13 protein-coding genes are annotated in these 16,837 nt (G+C 54.1%); 8 read left to right on the top strand and 5 right to left on the bottom strand.

Going from position 1 to position 16,837, the window contains the following annotated elements:
* The first annotated feature begins 7 nt into the window (after window positions 1-7).
* Window positions 8-601 carry a methyltransferase gene (locus tag PHE17_RS01510; protein WP_301014035.1) on the top strand — a complete coding sequence of 198 codons (594 nt, stop codon included), beginning with the start codon at window positions 8-10 and terminating at the stop codon, window positions 599-601.
* Here PHE17_RS01510 and PHE17_RS01505 read toward each other — a convergent pair.
* The 5 genes from PHE17_RS01505 to lexA all read right to left on the bottom strand — a co-directional run bounded on the left by PHE17_RS01505 (window position 594) and on the right by lexA (window position 5,768).
* The gene (locus tag PHE17_RS01505; RefSeq protein WP_301014034.1) at window positions 594-1,589 is read right to left on the bottom strand and encodes an adenosine kinase; all 996 of its coding nucleotides are present in this window, start codon (window positions 1,587-1,589) and stop codon (window positions 594-596) included. The genes PHE17_RS01510 and PHE17_RS01505 overlap by 8 nt on opposite strands.
* Before the next feature lie 296 nt (window positions 1,590-1,885).
* On the bottom strand, window positions 1,886-3,112 hold the full coding sequence (locus PHE17_RS01500) for a FimV/HubP family polar landmark protein (RefSeq protein WP_301014033.1): 1,227 nt from the start codon (window positions 3,110-3,112) through the stop codon (window positions 1,886-1,888).
* 122 nt (window positions 3,113-3,234) lie between these two features.
* A complete protein-coding gene (locus PHE17_RS01495; protein ID WP_301014032.1) occupies window positions 3,235-4,650 on the bottom strand; it encodes a hypothetical protein in 1,416 nt (471 codons plus the stop codon).
* A gap of 82 nt (window positions 4,651-4,732) precedes the next feature.
* On the bottom strand, window positions 4,733-5,071 hold the full coding sequence (locus PHE17_RS01490) for a hypothetical protein (RefSeq protein WP_301014031.1): 339 nt from the start codon (window positions 5,069-5,071) through the stop codon (window positions 4,733-4,735).
* A 91-nt stretch (window positions 5,072-5,162) separates the two neighbouring features.
* Window positions 5,163-5,768 carry a transcriptional repressor LexA gene (gene lexA / locus PHE17_RS01485; RefSeq protein ID WP_301014030.1) on the bottom strand — a complete coding sequence of 202 codons (606 nt, stop codon included), beginning with the start codon at window positions 5,766-5,768 and terminating at the stop codon, window positions 5,163-5,165.
* Window positions 5,769-6,067: 299 nt separating this feature from the next.
* On the opposite strand from lexA, the gene pgi reads away from it, so the two are divergent.
* The 7 genes from pgi to glgA all read left to right on the top strand — a co-directional run bounded on the left by pgi (window position 6,068) and on the right by glgA (window position 16,816).
* On the top strand, window positions 6,068-7,669 hold the full coding sequence (pgi, locus tag PHE17_RS01480; protein WP_301014029.1) for a glucose-6-phosphate isomerase: 1,602 nt from the start codon (window positions 6,068-6,070) through the stop codon (window positions 7,667-7,669).
* Between the two features lie 111 nt (window positions 7,670-7,780).
* Complete coding sequence (glk, locus tag PHE17_RS01475) at window positions 7,781-8,764, top strand: glucokinase (protein ID WP_301014028.1); 984 nt, start codon at window positions 7,781-7,783, stop codon at window positions 8,762-8,764.
* Between the two features lie 80 nt (window positions 8,765-8,844).
* On the top strand, window positions 8,845-10,116 hold the full coding sequence (gene glgC, locus PHE17_RS01470; protein ID WP_301014052.1) for a glucose-1-phosphate adenylyltransferase: 1,272 nt from the start codon (window positions 8,845-8,847) through the stop codon (window positions 10,114-10,116).
* On the top strand, window positions 10,098-11,822 hold the full coding sequence (locus PHE17_RS01465) for a glycoside hydrolase family 57 protein (protein ID WP_301014027.1): 1,725 nt from the start codon (window positions 10,098-10,100) through the stop codon (window positions 11,820-11,822). The genes glgC and PHE17_RS01465 overlap by 19 nt, the downstream gene beginning before the upstream one ends.
* The gene (malQ, locus tag PHE17_RS01460) at window positions 11,819-13,240 is read left to right on the top strand and encodes a 4-alpha-glucanotransferase (RefSeq protein ID WP_301014026.1); all 1,422 of its coding nucleotides are present in this window, start codon (window positions 11,819-11,821) and stop codon (window positions 13,238-13,240) included. The genes PHE17_RS01465 and malQ overlap by 4 nt, the downstream gene beginning before the upstream one ends.
* On the top strand, window positions 13,188-15,353 hold the full coding sequence (gene glgB, locus PHE17_RS01455) for a 1,4-alpha-glucan branching protein GlgB (RefSeq protein ID WP_301014025.1): 2,166 nt from the start codon (window positions 13,188-13,190) through the stop codon (window positions 15,351-15,353). Before malQ ends, glgB begins: the two co-directional genes overlap by 53 nt.
* Window positions 15,353-16,816, top strand: a complete 1,464-nt coding sequence (glgA, locus tag PHE17_RS01450) for a glycogen synthase GlgA (protein WP_301014024.1) — start codon at window positions 15,353-15,355, stop codon at window positions 16,814-16,816. Before glgB ends, glgA begins: the two co-directional genes overlap by 1 nt.
* Window positions 16,817-16,837: the final 21 nt, after the last annotated feature.

Raw genomic sequence — 16,837 nt, 5'->3', positions numbered from 1 at the left:
TGTACGAATGGCTGATATTCCCTACACAAAAAGTTTGCGCGACGACATCCGCTTTGACGTGGAGTTGTGTGGGCAGCCTTTCACCTTCCTCTCGACGTGGGGCATTTTTTCCCCGCGTGAAATTGATGACGGCACGGATTTGCTGTTGAAATATTTGGAAATCAATCCGGCGGATGATTGCTTCGACCTCGGTTGCGGTTACGGTCCGGTCGGATTGGCGATGGCGAAACTTGCCCCCCAAGGCCAAACGCTGATGGTGGACAAGGATTTCATGGCGGTGGAATACGCCAACCGCAATGCAGCGTTGAACCGCTTGCCGAATGCCAAAGCCATGCTCAGCAATGGCTTCCAGCATATTGACAAGGATTTACGCTTCGACGTGATTGCTTCCAATATCCCTGCCAAAGTTGGCAAGGAAATGATGAGCATCCTGCTGCACGACATGAAACACCACCTCAAGCCGGGTGGGCGGATTTACCTCGTCACCATCAACGGCCTGCGCGAATACATGAAACGCAACCTGAAAGAGACTTTCGGTAATTTCGACAAGCTCAAGCAGGGGCAGGCGTATACGGTGTCTTACGCGGAAAAGCTTAAATAGCCGCCAGCACTTCCTGATGTGTATCTTTGCTCAGGCGTGCGCCAAAGATGGACACGATGCGTGAAGCCGCCATGCTTGCCAGTTTGCCCGCTTGCGCATTATCCATGCCTTGGGTGATGCCGTAGAGGAACGCGCCTGCAAACATATCGCCCGCACCATTGGTGTCGATGGCTTCAGCCGGGTAGGCGGCAATTTCTGTGCGTCCACTGTCATCAACCACCAGCGCACCTTTGCTGCCCAGCGTCACCACCACTTTGTTGGCGAAAGGGCGGATCGCTGCCAGTGCTTCTTCCATATCTTCTTTGCCGGTAAATACGGACATTTCTTCGTGGTTGCAGAACAGCATATCCACGCCTGAGCCGAGCATTTCGTCGATGCCATTGCGGAAAAACCGTACCATTGCCGGGTCAGAAAAGGTCATGGCAGTTTTGACGCCGTGTGTTGCTGCTACTTCACGGGCTTTCAGCGCCGCCGCGCGGGAAATGTCGGATGTAACCAGATAGCCTTCGATATACAGGTATTGTGCCTGTTTCAACTCATCCAAATGCAGTTCGGCTTCGGAAAAGTCTGCGGTAATGCCCAAGAATGTATTCATGGTGCGCTCGGCGTCGGGTGTGACCATGACCATGCATTTGCCAGTAACGCCGTCGGCATTGGAGCGTACCTGATCCAGCCCGGTTTTCACCCCAGCGGCATGGAGGTCGTGCATGTAAAATTCGCCCGATTCGTCATTCGCCACTTTGCAGGCATAGAAGGTTTTGCCGCCGAATTGGCTGACTGCCACGATACTGTTGGCAGCCGAACCGCCGCTGGCACGTTTTTTCAGGCCGAAAGTTTCAATCAGCCCTGACAACAAACGCTGTTGGGTTGGCTCGTCAATCAGGGTCATCATGCCTTTCTGGATGCCGTGTGCTGCTAGGAATTCTTCGGTTACTTCAAATTCCTTATCGACCAGCGCGTTGCCGATGCCGTAAACGTCGTATTTCATCTAGTCCTCGTTTGTCTTGAATGCGGAAAGATATTCACAATTATCCACGATGTTATCCACAGGATGTGCAAGGGTGGTGGGTAATCGTATCGGTGGGCAGATTGCCAACAAATGCCGGAAATTTCTATAGATTATTCAAAAATGCAGCGCTCATCCGCAAAATCAAGCCGATTATCGGGTAATTCTGTCTATTAGCAGAAAGCGGGGGATGCCACTAATAGAATTTATCGGAAAAATCCCCCCGCTTGCCGGATAAGGCTTGCCAGTTATCCACATGCCTTGGTGAAAAACTGCAATCAGAACGCGATGTCAGGTTCTTGGCGTCCGTCCGGCTTTTGTTGGGTAAGGGTAATGGGGTCATTCGCCGCAGTGCGGATGGTGTCTGGCGTGTCGCTTGGTGCGTAACTGTCAGTTTCTCGCCGCAGGGTGCGTTGCTGGCTGAAAGCCCGCCATAACAATGCCAAGATAAATAGCAGTGAAATCAGGGCAATGATAAGCGACAGGCGTGAGGGTGTGTTGCCCTTGGTGCTGGCTTGCCCCTTGTCAGGTACTCCTGTTTGGGCAACTGGCTGCTGGGTGGGGGCTGCTTGTGGTTCTTCAACAACGGGGGCTTGCTGCTGTTGTTGCGCCAGCAGGCTTTTCAGCGGGACGGCATTGGGGGAACTGCCCAATTGGTCGGTGAATACGGGCGGTTTACCGTCAGTGGCAGTTGCTGGCGTTTGGTTGCCAACGCCGGAGAGGGTTAGTTGCGGTTTTTCCCCTGCTTTGCTGGGTGCTGGCGGTGTTAGGCCGGGAATCGCAGCTTTGAGTTTTTCTTGCAATACCTGATTGTCAGCGTACTGGCGTTTGATTGCGTCACTGGCTTCTTTCAGTGAGGCTTGCAGGTTTTGGATGTGGTTATTTTTTTCTTCCAGCACCGCTTTCAGGTCGGTCACTTCCAAGCGCAGCTTGTCTAGGTCGGCGCTGGAACCCGCTGGGTTTTTGCCGGATGCTTGCAGTGCCTTGATTTGGGCGGTCAGTTTTGCACTGCGGCTCTGTTCGCTTTTGAGTTGGATGCGCAGGCTGCTGATTTCATGCTTGAGGTATTTCTGGGTTTTACGGGCATTGGCAAGCGTGGCTTTGCGTGGCTGGGCGGCAACGCGGGCTGGGGTCGCCTTATTGTTGGGTTTGCTGGCAACGGGTTTGGTGCTTGCTGACCAGTTGCTGTTATGTTGCCGTGCGGTGTGCAGTGCTTGGGTGCGGTTAAGTTGCTCGATTTCTGCTAAGGATGGCAGTTTGAGCACAGAACCCTTTTTCAGGGCATTGATGTTGGAGGCGGTAAACGATTGCGGATTCTTCGCCCGGATAGCGAGCATGACCTGTTGGGTACTGACCGTATAGGTTGGGCGTAAGCGGCTGGAGATGCTCCATAGTGTTTCTTGCGCGGCTGTTGGCCCGTAAGTACCCGCAGCAATGACGGGTTGACTGCCCACCACGACCGATAACAATAGCCCTGCCACGCTGGCGACGAATTTATTTTTCATGACGTTTCCGCAAAAGACACTCGTAAATGTACCTCTCTATATAGACGATCTGGCTGTAAATTGCAGCCAGATCAGGGACAAAGGGTCATGATACACCCACGGGCGTCAATGCGGAAAAGCCTTTACGCCATATGGGCGGTGACAGGTATCTCCGGTGGTGGTCGGTTTGCCCAGCGGTTTGCCAGCCGGTATTTGGGTTTACCGATGCCCTGCTCGTGGTTAAGTTCCAGCACGGCTTCGTGTTCCAGCTTTTCCAGAATCTTTTCCGCGATTTTCTGGCGTTCCGGTTTGCCAATCAACGAAGGCTGTAAACCCAGTGCTTGGGTATGGTGGCGGATTACATCCGTCACCGCTTCCGTTACCGGGCGCACGGTGGGTTTTAGGCCGCTGTTGATGATGCGCGAGCGGACTTCGGTGTAAATCAGGCGGAAAAAGCGCTCACGGGTCATGTCCTTGACGTTAGCGGGTGCTGGCTCTGCCCGTTCGATTTCCACTGCTGGGGTAACAGGTGTTTCGGCTACCGTTTGCACCCGCGTATTGCTGGTGTCTACTGTATCGGTACGCTCCGGCGTTACCCAGTTTAAATACTCATTGCGTGCACCATTGCCGTAATCTTTAGGGATACCAGCCAAAGCAGTTTCCGCAGTTTCACCTGCCGGATGGATCAAATCACCTTGGGTATCACGCCCCAGCAGCCGCAATGCCTGTTTGTGGTCAGCAACGTAAGCCCCGACAAAGTGGAAAGCGTATTCAAACGTACCGATGATGATCACCGAAAACATGAATGATGCCCAGATGCCCGCGACCCCGAACAAGCCTTTGATCAGGCGGATCATGGCGTAATGCTTATCCTCGTCGTATTCCAACGCCTTGGCTTGGGCAATCGCGCCACTCAGCAGGGCGTTCCGGTTTTCCCCTTGAAAACTGGTTTGTTGGGAGAGTGAGGCAACTTGTTGCTGGTAGCGGGTAATATTCCGCTCGATGGCGCTGCTGGAATATTTACTGCGCCCGCCTCTTAAGCCTTGCCAGTGCTGCAATTGGGCGTTGGCATCTGCCAGTGCCTTTTGCTCGGGGGAAATGCTGGTGGCAGTGCTGGTGATTGCACCAATACTACCCAGCGCAGCTTGGAATACGGGTGAGTTTTCCGAACGGTGGCGTACTGTGGCATCCTCCCGCTCCATGGATTGGGAAACTTCCGAAAACATGCCGAAAAACACCACAATGATCGTGGCAGCCACTGCTGCGGGGCCTTTGTAACCGCTGGCATAAAGGAATGCCTGCGCTGCCGTGATGACTGCCGTAATCCCCAAACCCATCAGCCCATTTGCCCATTGTTCCCCCGTCCAGCCAGCGGGGTTCATGTCGCCGCCGACAAAGTATTTCACCACGAAAAATGCCGAGGCAAGGAAGGCCGCTAAGGCCGCCAGCAATAGCCATGCTTCGGCTTTGCGTAAGTCTGCGAGTAAGTCACGCAGGGATTTGGTGGCGACCAAGTGCGTTGGTCGGTCAAATTTGGTGTTTGTATCAGAATCAGTCATAATGAAACCCTCCTGTGATTTGTATCCTATGAATGCGGGAATCAGGCGTGTTGAAAGTTGCCGCTTTCTTCACGCCGTTTTTTTAAATCCAACCTGCCAACATCAAAAGCACGCCAAGAAACCACAGCAAATGCCCATCGGCTTTCAGACTGTGCGCTGCCACCACCGCTCCCACTAACGCCAAACCAATCAGCATGTAAGGTAGATGCAACGTTGCGCTCGCCATATTGCTGATTTGCCCCACGCCGGGCAGCAGGATCAGTAATGCCCACACGGCGACTGCCCACACGACCAGTAAGGCACGGGTGACTTTCCAGACTTGTTCCCATTCGGGTTTGTCTTGCAAGGCTTGTAAATCTGCCAATTCGTTGGTGCTATTGCCCAAGGGGATTGGCGGCTGTGTTTGTCTATCAATATTCATCGTAATGTCTCCAAAAAATGGGCAGCGCCGGATTGCAACTGCCCCAAAGGGCCGCCCGTCGGGCAACGGGCTGTTTGAACGTGTGAAAACTTTAATAACTGCGGAATAAGCCAACCATTTTTCCCTGTACCTGTACGCTTTCTGCTGGGTACACCATCGCTTGCATCGTGCGGTTTTCTGGGCGCAGTTCGACTTGTCCATCCGGCAGGTAATAGATGCGCTTGAGGGTGGCTTCCTCGCGGGCAACCAGTGCCACCACGATTTCGCCATTACGCACGTTTTCCTGCTGTTGGATGACCACGAAATCGCCGTCCATAATGCCGATGTCGATCATGGATTCGCCGCGTACTTCCAGCACGTAACGTCCTTGTCCGGTAAAAATGTCGGTAGGATTGATCTCATCGCGTCCGCTGATGGCTTCAATCGGTTTACCGGCGGCGATCCGTCCCATCAGGGGTAAGCTGAGGGGCATTTGCGGGTGACGCGCCACTGCCGCTTCGGGCATCCGGTAGGCACGCTTGCCCGCAGCTTCTTGCAAGCGGCCTTCCCGGATCAGCGCTTGCACATGTTGGTGAACGGTACTGCGGGTATTGATCCCGCTGGCGATGGCGATTTCATCCAAGGTCGGGGGATACCCGTTACGGGCATACAGGGACTGGATAATCTCCATCACTTGTTGTTGTCTTCGTGTTAGCATTTTCATTTCCTTCCTGGCAAACCGAACAAAACACGAACCAACTATAGGCAATCTCGGGGCAGGAAGGCAAATCAAAAATTCCGTCTGTATCTTCGCTTTTTGTTCGTTTTTACCGATGGGCGGTTGGTTGTGTCGTCGATCGGGCAAAAGTTCATTGCACCTTCATGTGGTTTCGCGGAAAATCCCCCTAACATAAGAAAGGCAATGTGCGCTATATCAATGCAGCGCTGTTATCTTCCGGCATAGTATTTGCATATATCCAACAATCATCGTGCCGGTAACGAAAATGAGGAGAGATCATGCCCATAGCCCACGCTAATCTGGACGCGCACTACCAAGCGATCAAAAACACCCACCTGCGTGATTTGTTTGCGCAAGACCCTGAGCGTTTTCAGCATTTCTCCTTGCAAGTGGGCGAAATCTTGCTGGATTACTCCAAAAACCGCGTGACTGCCGAGACCCTGCAACTGCTGATGCAGGTGGCGGAAACCGCCGATGTGGCGGGCTGGCGTGAGCGCATGTTTGGTGGTGAAAAGATCAACAATACCGAAGGGCGTGCGGTGCTGCACACGGCGTTGCGTAACCGCAGCAATACCCCGGTGATGGTGGATGGCGAAGACGTGATGCCCGGCGTGAATGCGGTGCTGGATAGCATGGGCGCTTTCAGTGAGCGGGTGCGTAGCGGCGCATGGCTGGGTTACACCGGCAAAGCCATTACGGATGTGGTCAATATCGGCATTGGTGGTTCCGACCTCGGCCCGCAAATGGTCTGCCAAGCGTTGAAAGCGTGCAGCCACCCCAATTTACGCCTGCATTTCATGTCCAATGTGGACGGTGCGCACGTGGTGGAGATTCTGGAAAACCTCAATCCTGAAACCACGCTGTTCATCGTGGCCTCCAAAACCTTTACTACCCAAGAAACCATGACCAATGCGCACTATGCGCGTGCGTGGTTCCTGCAACACGCGGCGGATGCGGCGCACATTGCCAAGCATTTCGTGGCGGTTTCCACCAACCGTGTTGCGGTGATGGAATTCGGCATTGACCCGGAAAATATGTTCGGTTTCTGGGATTGGGTCGGCGGGCGTTACTCGCTGTGGTCAGCAATTGGTTTGCCGATTGTGCTGGCGGTGGGGATGGAAAATTTCATTGCCTTGCTGTCTGGCGCACATGCGATGGATCAGCACTTCCGTACAGCACCGTTGGAACGCAATATGCCGGTCATCCTCGCGATGCTGGGGGTGTGGTACAACAACTATTTCGGCGCGGAATCGCAAGTGATCCTGCCGTATGACCATTACCTGCGCAGCCTGCCGATGTACCTGCAACAGGCTGACATGGAAAGCAACGGTAAGTCGGTCGACCGTAATGGCAACCCGGTGACAGAATCCACCGGCCCGATCATTTGGGGCGCTACTGGCATCAATGGGCAGCACGCCTTCTACCAGCTTATCCATCAAGGAACCAAGCTGATCCCGGCAGATTTCATCATTTCCGCCACGCCTCCCACCGCATTGCGCGAACACCATGACATCCTGATGGCAAACTTCCTTGCCCAGACCGAAGCGCTGATGTGCGGACGTACTTTGGAAGAAACCATCGCCAGTGGTGCAACCGAGCCACTGGCTCCCAAAGTGTTTGCAGGCAACCATCCAAGCAATGCCCTGATGTTGGATGCGCTAACCCCGCACAGCTTGGGCATGTTGATTGCCCTGTATGAGCATAAAATCTTCGTGCAAGGAATTGTCTGGAACCTAAACTCCTACGACCAATGGGGTGTGGAGTTGGGCAAACAACTGGCGAAACGCATTTTGCCAGAGCTTCATACAGCGGAGGCGGTGCAAACGCATGATGCGTCCACCAATGGACTGATTAACCACTATCGGCAATACGCAGATTAAGCTGTGTAAGGGCTAATACCTTGATCTGCCGCAGGGTAATGGCAACAGTAAACTGGTAGCATCAAACTATAGCCAGTACAAATAGACTAGATATAAACCACAAGGTAGTGCATGGATATAATCGCGGGCGATATTGGCGGAACCAAGAGTTGGTTGGCGTGGGCAGGCGTGGATGCGGCTGGAAGCGCGGCAGTGCGTTTTGAGCGGGTGTACGCCAGTGCCGACTTTGCCAGTGCTGAGGCTTTGTTGCACCAATTCTATACCGATGCCGGACAGGCAGCTAAGCCAGCGGCAGTTTGCCTTGCCTTGCCGGGGCCGGTGCAAGACGGCAAGCCAATTCGCCTGACCAACTTAGACTGGACGTTGGAAAAAGCCACCTTGCAGGCGCAGCTAGCAACACCGCGACTTTTGTTCATCAATGATTTTCAAGCCGCCGCCGAGGGTGTTGCAACACTGACAGCGGCGGATTACAGCGTATTGAATGCGGCTTCACCGGGCGAGGGTGCGGTTCGTGTCATTACTGGTGCGGGCACAGGCTTGGGGTTGGCTTGGATGCAGGTCGATGCTACAGGCCGTTACCATACGTTTGCTACCGAAGGTGGGCATACCGATTTTGCCCCCGCCAATGCGCAACAAGAACGCTTGCTGGCTTTCATGCGGCAATCATTGAGTCATGTTTCATGGGAACGGGTGCTGTCTGGCCCCGGCGTTAACTACGTTTACCAATTCTGTTTACAGGATATGACGGGGGAAATCCCACCTGCTTTAGCTGGGCGTAATGGGGCGTTGGTGAATGCCGATGCGCTGGAAGGCGATCCGGTGGCGGTCGCTGCGATGGAATTGTTTACTGACTTGTATGCCAACTGGGTTGGCAACATCGCCTTGCTATACCAGCCGCGCGGCGGGCTGTATCTTGGCGGTGGCGTTTCTGCCCGCATCCAGCCGTGGTTACAGACACAACGTTTTCTGGATGCCTGTTTTGACAAGGGCAGGATGTCGGCTTTGGTGCAGCAAATGCCCATTTACCTGATTACTAACACGCGGCTGGGCTTGCAAGGGGCATTGGCGGCGGCAATGAACACCACACATAACTGATATGCGAATGAGGAAGGAATAATATGACCTTGGATAAGAATCAGCAGGCCAAGCTGTACCGCTATTACACTGAGCCGAAAATGGTGACGGAACTGACCCGCAGGACACTGGCGCTGGTGCTGGCGGGTGGTGAAGGTTCACGTCTGAAAGACTTGACCATGTGGCGTGCGAAACCCGCTGTGCCATTTGGGGGCAAGTACCGCATTATCGACTTTGCCCTGTCCAACTGTGTGAATTCGGGCATCCGCCGCATTGGGGTGTTGACGCAATACAAATCGCACTCGCTGATCCGCCATTTGCAACGTGCGTGGGGTTTCATGCGGGCTGAAATCGGTGAGTTTGTGGAAATCCTGCCAGCCCAGCAACGTACCGCGAAAAAAGAATGGTATCAGGGGACGGCAGATGCGCTGTTCCAAAATATCGACATCGTGCAACGTCATGACCCGGAATACATTCTGGTGCTGGGCGGCGACCACATATACACGATGGACTATTCCAAGATGCTGATCCATCACCATGAAACGGGTGCGGATTTCACCGTGGGCTGTATCGAAGTGCCGGTGGAAGAAGCCAAAGGCTTCGGTGTCATGTCGATAGACGAGGACACGCGCATTACCAAGTTTGTGGAAAAGCCCGCCCACCCAGAAGAAGTTCCTGGCAAACCCGGTGTGGCACTGGCGTCGATGGGCATTTACATCTTCTCGCGGGATTTCCTCTACCGCGTGCTGCATGAAGATGCGTCTAAAATGCATTCTTCGCGCGACTTTGGTAAGGACATTATCCCTTCCAACATTCACCGTGCCAAAGCGATGGCTTACCCCTTCCGTAAGGAGACCGGGGAACCGGGGTATTGGCGTGATGTGGGTACGGTGCATTCCTACTGGCAGTCGAACATGGAACTGTGCGCGGTCGATCCCGAGTTGAACCTGTATGACCGTGACTGGCCGGTGTGGACATACCAAGCGCAATACCCACCCGCTAAATTCATTTTCGACGATGAAGGTTGCCGTGGGGAGGCGATTGATTCGCTGATTTCGGCAGGCTGCATCTTGTCGGGGGCGCGGGTGAAACGTTCTATGGTGTTTTTCGCTTCTACGATTGAAAAATACAGCATCGTCAAGGATAGCGTGATCCTGCCTAAAGTCAGTATCGGTGAGCGCTGCCGGATTAGCCGGGCGATCATTGATAAGGGAACGGTGATTCCAGACGGGACTATCATCGGTGAAGATTTAGAGCTTGACCGCAAGCGTTTCCATGTGACGGATGAAGGTATTGTGCTGGTGACGGCAGAGATGATGGGACAAAATTTGCGTAATCGTGACAAGGATACATTATGGCGTATGGCCAGTTGAACGTCGTTTTATGCTGGCACATGCACCAGCCGTGGTATCGGGATGGCTTAGATGGCGATTATCGCCTGCCGTGGGTATACCTGCATGGGATGAAGGATTACAGCGATATGGCATTCCATTTGGAACGCCATCCGCGTATGCAAGCTGTAGTAAATTTTGCCCCGGTACTGTTGGAGCAGTTGGATGATTATGCCCGTCAGTTGAAAGCTTTCTTGCAATCAGGTACGCCGATGCAAGATAAGTTGCTGAACCTTTTGGCGGGGGTGGAACCGATTCCCAGCAGCAAGGAAGCACGCACCGAGCTGATTGCCGAATGCCAACGTTGCCACGCGCCACGTATGATCCACCCGCACCTGCCGTTCCAGCGCTTGTTCAAAATGATTGGCGCGACGGATGAAACGGGGGTTGGAAGCCAACGTTTCCGTTGCCCGTTGAGTTACCTGAGTGAGCAGTACTTCTTGGACTTGCTGACGTGGTATCACTTGGCGTGGTTAGGGCAGTCTTTGCAAGATTTGCCTGTCGTGCAGCGCTTAATGAAACAAGGTGCGGAATACACCTTGGCTGACCGGCGTGAGTTGCTGGGCGTAATCAGTGATTGTTTGGCAGGGCTGATTCCGCGCTACCGTGTCTTGGCGGAACGTGGGCAAGTCGAATTGTCGATGACGCCTTACATGCACCCGATTGTGCCGCTGCTGAATGATTTCCAGAACATGCGTTGTTCCCTGCCGGATGCCCCGATGCCACACGCCGAGAACTATCCCGGTGGGCAAGAGCGTTCCCGTTGGCATTTGCAGCGCGGCATTGATGTGTTCGAGCATTATTTCGGCATGAAACCGCAAGGCGTGTGGCTGTCAGAAGGTGGCGTCAGCGATGATGCGGTGAGCTTGCTGGATGAATTCGGCATCCGCTGGACGGCTTCTGGGGAAGGGGTGTGGCGTAACAGTTGCCGCCTGTCCGGTTACGACGGCGAAGACGAACACAGCAAACGCAGCCTGTTTGTGCCTTACCAGCAACCGGACAGTGATGTACGCTTGTTTTTCCGCGATGATGGTTTGTCTGACCTGATTGGTTTTAAGTACAGCGATTGGCACGCCCGCGATGCGGTGGGTGATTTCGTCCAGCATTTGGAAAATATCGCGGTATTCCTCAACCATCACGCATCAGAAAAAGTGGTTTCGATCATTTTGGATGGCGAGAATGCGTGGGAATATTACCCCAATAACGGCTCGTATTTCCTTGATGCGCTGTATACCGCGCTGATCCATTCTGACCAGATTAACGTGACCACATTTGCACAGGCGAGCGAGTTGCCTACCCGCCCGATGCCTGCTTTGTGTGCGGGAAGTTGGGTGTATGGTTCATTCTCGACGTGGATTGGTTCCTCCGACAAAAACCGGGGTTGGGATTATTTGGTCGAGGCGAAAAGCAGCTTTGATGAAGTGATGGCAGCCGGGACACTGGATGCTAAACAACAGGAACTTGCCAGCCGTCAATTGGGTGTATGCGAAGGTTCCGACTGGTTCTGGTGGTTTGGGGATTACAATCCATCGGACAGCGTGCGTGATTTCGAGCGCCTGTACCGGCGGCAGTTACGCAAGCTTTACACCTTGCTGGGTCTGGAAGCGCCTGCGTATCTGGATAAGCCGGTTTCGCAAGGCGGTGGCAGTGCTGAAAATGCAGGTACGATGCGCAGGAACGTGGCATGAGTACCTTGCAACAGCTTGGGTGTGCAGTGGGTGTGTTGTTGCACCCGACTTCCTTGCCTTCCGGGAAATTGGATGCGGATGCTTACCGCTGGGTTGATTGGCTAGCGCAAGCGGGAGTAAGTGTCTGGCAGATGTTGCCGCTGGGCGTGCCGTTGACCGGGCTTTCGCCGTACCAATGCGCATCGGCATTTGCGGTAAATCCGAATTTGTTTGAAGAACTCGCTCCCGTCTCCTCCCCTGATAAGGGGAGGTTGGGAGGGGTTTCTTTCGAGGATTGGTACGAAGCCCAAAAGCATTGGGTGGAAGATTACGCGCTATTCATGGTGCTGAAACAGCAGTTCCGAGGGCAAGAATGGAGCGCTTGGCCTGCCGCCTTCCGTAGCCGCGATCAGCAAGCCCTGTTTCAAGCACGCGGCGATTATGCGGAAGCACTTGCCGCCATCATTGACGAGCAATACCAGTGTTATTGCCAATGGCAAGCATTACGCCAGTACGCCACGGCGAAGGGCGTGTACCTGTTCGGTGATATGCCGATTTTCGTGGCTTACGACAGTGCGGATGTATGGGCAAGCCCACAACGTTTCTTGCTGGATGAAACCGGCACACCAACCTTCGTCACGGGCGTACCGCCGGATTACTTTTCCGAAACGGGGCAGCGCTGGGGCAATCCGCACTATAACTGGGAACAAATGCAGGCGGAAAACTTTCTGTGGTGGAAACAACGCTTGCAATACCACTTTGAGTTCTTCGATTTGGTGCGCATTGACCACTTCCGGGGCTTGGCAGCCAGTTGGATGATTCCTGCGACGGAAGAAACCGCCATTAATGGCTATTGGCAAGCGGTGGCGGGTGACGCCATGTTAGCCAGTATCCAAGCCGAGTGGGGAAATATCCCGCTGGTGGCTGAAGACCTTGGGGTGATTACGTCGGATGTCACCGCCTTGCGCGACAAGTATGGCTTGCCGGGCATGAGCGTGCTGCAATTTGGCTTCGACCACTTCGAGGACAACCCCCACAAACCACAGAATGTGCGTGAAAACACCGTGTATTACACTGGCACGCACGACAATGACACCCTGCTGGGCTGGTTCACCAGTTTGGATGCGGCAATGCAACAGCACGTTATGCAAGTGCTCAACATTACCGATCCGGCAGGGCTAACAAATGCGATGCTCGACATCATCTTGGCAAGCAAGGCACTACTGGCAGTTATCCCTTTACAGGATTTGCTGCATCTGGGCAGCGAAGCCCGCATGAATGTGCCGGGAACGGTGGATGGTAATTGGCTCTGGCAATTTGCATGGGCAGATATTCCAGAGGCTCTGGCATCAGAATTGCATAATAAATTACAGGGACACCAGAGACATGAGCGAAAATTTGCGTCGGATACAACAAGGTACACACCACGACCCGTTTGATTGGCTAGGGTGGCATCCGTTGCCAGAAGGTTCTTGGGTGTTGCGTACCTTTATGCCAGCAGCAGAAGCCGTTGAGGCCGAAGGGCTGGGGGTAATGTCGCGCATCGAAGGTTCCGATTGCTTTGAAGCGCAGTTGCCGTCGCCTGCCAAACCTGCCGATCACCCTGCCTTACGTTGGCAGGATAAAGAAGCGGGTAACTGGCACGATGCGGTTTGCCCGTACACCTTTGCCCCGCAAATTGGCGACCTTGACCTGCATTTATTGCGGGAAGGGCGTCATCATCATGCGTGGAAAGTGCTGGGTTCGCACCAAACCGAAGTGGATGGCATAGACGGTTGCTTATTCGCGGTATGGGCTCCGGCAGTGCAACGGGTCAGCGTCATTGGTGATTTCAATGCGTGGGACGGGCGTCGCCACCCTATGCGTATCCGGGGCGATTCGGGCATTTGGGAATTGTTTATCCCCGGCTTGCAAGCGGGGGTCTCTTACAAATACGAAATCCTTAACCGTCATGATGTGATTGTTAAAAAGACTGACCCGTATGCGCAGCAGATGTTTATGCGCCCGGAAACGACTTCCTGTGTCCCCACGACTGACGCTTATGCATGGCAGGACGGTACATGGATTGCGGCACGCGAACAGTTTGATTGGCAACATCAGCCAGTCAGCATTTATGAATTACACCCCGGTTCGTGGCGTAAGCACCCGGATGGGCGTTTCTATACTTGGGAAGAGCTGGCAGCTAGCTTGGTTCCCTATATCACCGAGCTGAATTACACCCATATTGAGCTGATGCCTGTGGCGGAACACCCGCTGGATGAATCATGGGGTTATCAGGTTTCTGGCTATTACGCACCGACCGCGCGTTACGGCACGCCGGATGGTTTCCGTGCCTTCGTGGATGCTTGCCACATGGCGGGAGTTGGGGTGCTGTTGGATTGGGTTCCGGCGCATTTCCCCAAAGATGATTTTGCACTGGCAAGGTTTACGGGCGAGCCGCTGTACGAACACGCTGACCCACGACGCGGCGAACATCAGGATTGGGGCACGCTGATTTTCGATTTTGGGCGCAACGAGGTGAAAAACTTCCTGCTGTCCAACGCGCTGTTCTGGATTGAGGAATTCCACATCGACGGGCTGCGCGTGGATGCGGTTGCCTCGATGCTGTACTTGGATTACTCCCGGAAGGCGGGGGAATGGCTGCCCAACCAATACGGCGGACGTGAAAATATCGAAGCCATTGCCTTCCTGCGTGAAATGAACGCGGTAGTGCATGGCTATTTCCCCGGCATCCTCACGATTGCAGAAGAGTCTACTGCGTGGCCTGCGGTATCGCGTCCGGTGGAAATCGGCGGCTTGGGTTTTAGCATGAAATGGAACATGGGTTGGATGAACGACAACCTCAAGTACATTGAGCAAAACCCGGTACACCGCAAATACCACCACAATCTGCTGACCTTCAGCCAGATGTATTCCTATTCGGAAAACTTCGTGCTGCCGCTGTCACACGACGAAGTGGTGCATCTGAAACACAGTATGCTGGACAAAATGCCCGGTGATTACTGGCAGGCATTTGCTAACCTGCGCTTGTTCTATGCGTGGCATTACGCGCATCCCGGCAAGAAACTGTTGTTCATGGGCAGTGAGTTCGGGCAGTGGGCAGAGTGGAATGTGAAACGTGAACTGGATTGGGCATTATGCAATTTCCCGGCGCACGCCAGCATCCGTCAGTTGGTGGCGGATTTGAACCGTTTGTACCGGGAACAGCCCGCGTTGCACCAGTTTGATTTCGATGGGCGTGGTTTCCAATGGGTGGATTGCCACGACTCCGACCAGTCGGTGTTGAGCCTGATCCGTCACGGTGAAAGGCCAGAAGATAAGTTAATTGTATTGTTAAACTTTACACCCGTACCCCGTTACCAATATCGTATCGGTGTACCCGCTGCCAGCAGTTACCGTGAAGTGCTGAATACCGATTCGGAATACTACGGGGGCAGTAACTGTGGCAATGCGGGCATTATTCCGGTGCAATCCCATCCGTGGATGGGCTTTGAGCATTCGGTGGAAGTAACCCTGCCGCCGCTGGCGGCCTTGTTCCTGCAAAGTAGCTGATGAAATTATTGTTTGTTGCCAGTGAAGCCTTCCCGTTGGTAAAAACGGGTGGGCTGGGGGATGTTGCCTACAGTTTGCCCTGCGCTTTGCAGGCAGAAGGGGTCGACGTGCGTTTGTTGCTGCCTGCTTACCGTGACTTGTTACGCAAGCTAGCGAGCGTGCGTATCTTGGGATGGCTGGAGGTGCAAGGGGCAAACCGTGTCCACAGCGTGCGCATCCTGCAAGCAGAACACCCAGATTACCCCTTCCCCTTATGGCTGGTGGATTGCCAAGCCTTGTTTGACCGCCCCGGCAACCCGTACCTGCAAGCCAATGGCTATGATTGGGCGGATAATGCCGAGCGTTTCACCGTGTTTGCCCGTGTTGCCGCCGAATTGGCGCGTGATGCGTTAGGTTTGGGGTGGACGCCGGAGGTGGTACATGCGCACGACTGGCAAACTGGGCTGGTTCCAGCATTTTTGGAAATGTTGCCGCAGCGCCCACAACGGGTATTCACCATCCACAATCTGGCTTACGGCGGGCATTTTTCGCAAGCTGATTTTACCGCACTGCAATTGCCTAGCCATTGGTGGTCAGCGGAAGGGGTGGAATTTTACGGCGGCTTTTCCATGCTCAAAGCGGGCATTGTCTATTCAGACGCAGTAACAACGGTCAGCCCGACCTATGCCAAGGAAATTTGTACTCCGGCATTCGGTTACGGTTTGGATGGCTTGCTGCAATCACGCGCTTACAAATTGCACGGCATCCTCAATGGCATCGACATGGATGTGTGGAACCCGGCAACTGACCCGGCCTTAGCGGGCTGGTATTTCACCAAGCAGGCGGAGCCGGGCAAAAGCGTGAACAAGCGCGAGTTGCTGAAACGTTTCGGCGTGAGCAATCCGGGTTCGCACTTGCAATACCCGTTGCTGGGTATGGTCAGCCGTTTGGTGGAACAAAAAGGTGTTGATCTGGTGATCAATGCCATTCCCGGCCTGTTGGCAGATACCGAGGCGCGTTTCGTGCTGATCGGTGCAGGCCACGGTTATTTCGAGCAGCGCTTGCATGAACTGGCGGCGGAATACCCAGAGCGGGTATTTGTGTTCATCGGTTACGACGAGCAGCTTGCCCATTTGCTGGAAGCGGGGGCGGATATGTTCCTGATGCCTTCGCGCTTTGAGCCATGCGGTTTGAACCAGATGTACAGCTTACGCTACGGAACACCGCCGATTGTGTTCCATACCGGCGGTTTGGCAGATACCGTGACGGATGCTAGCCCGCAAAATGTACAAAGTGGTAAGGCCAACGGTTTTGTCTTCCACGAGCCGAGTTCCCGCGACTTTAGCCGCACCGTGCGCCGGGCGTTGGATTGTTTTGCCCAGCCTGCGGTTTGGGATGCACTGCAAGCGACCGGAATGCAGCAGGATTTTGGTTGGTCGAACAGCGCTGCGCAATACTTGGACATTTACCGCAGCCACGGCTAGCCACAACGATAATCAGGAGAT

It is taken from the genome of Thiothrix sp. (assembly GCF_028714775.1).
In the GTDB taxonomy this organism is placed as follows: Bacteria; Pseudomonadota; Gammaproteobacteria; order Thiotrichales; family Thiotrichaceae; genus Thiothrix.
This window is presented reverse-complemented; position numbering and strand designations above follow the sequence as displayed.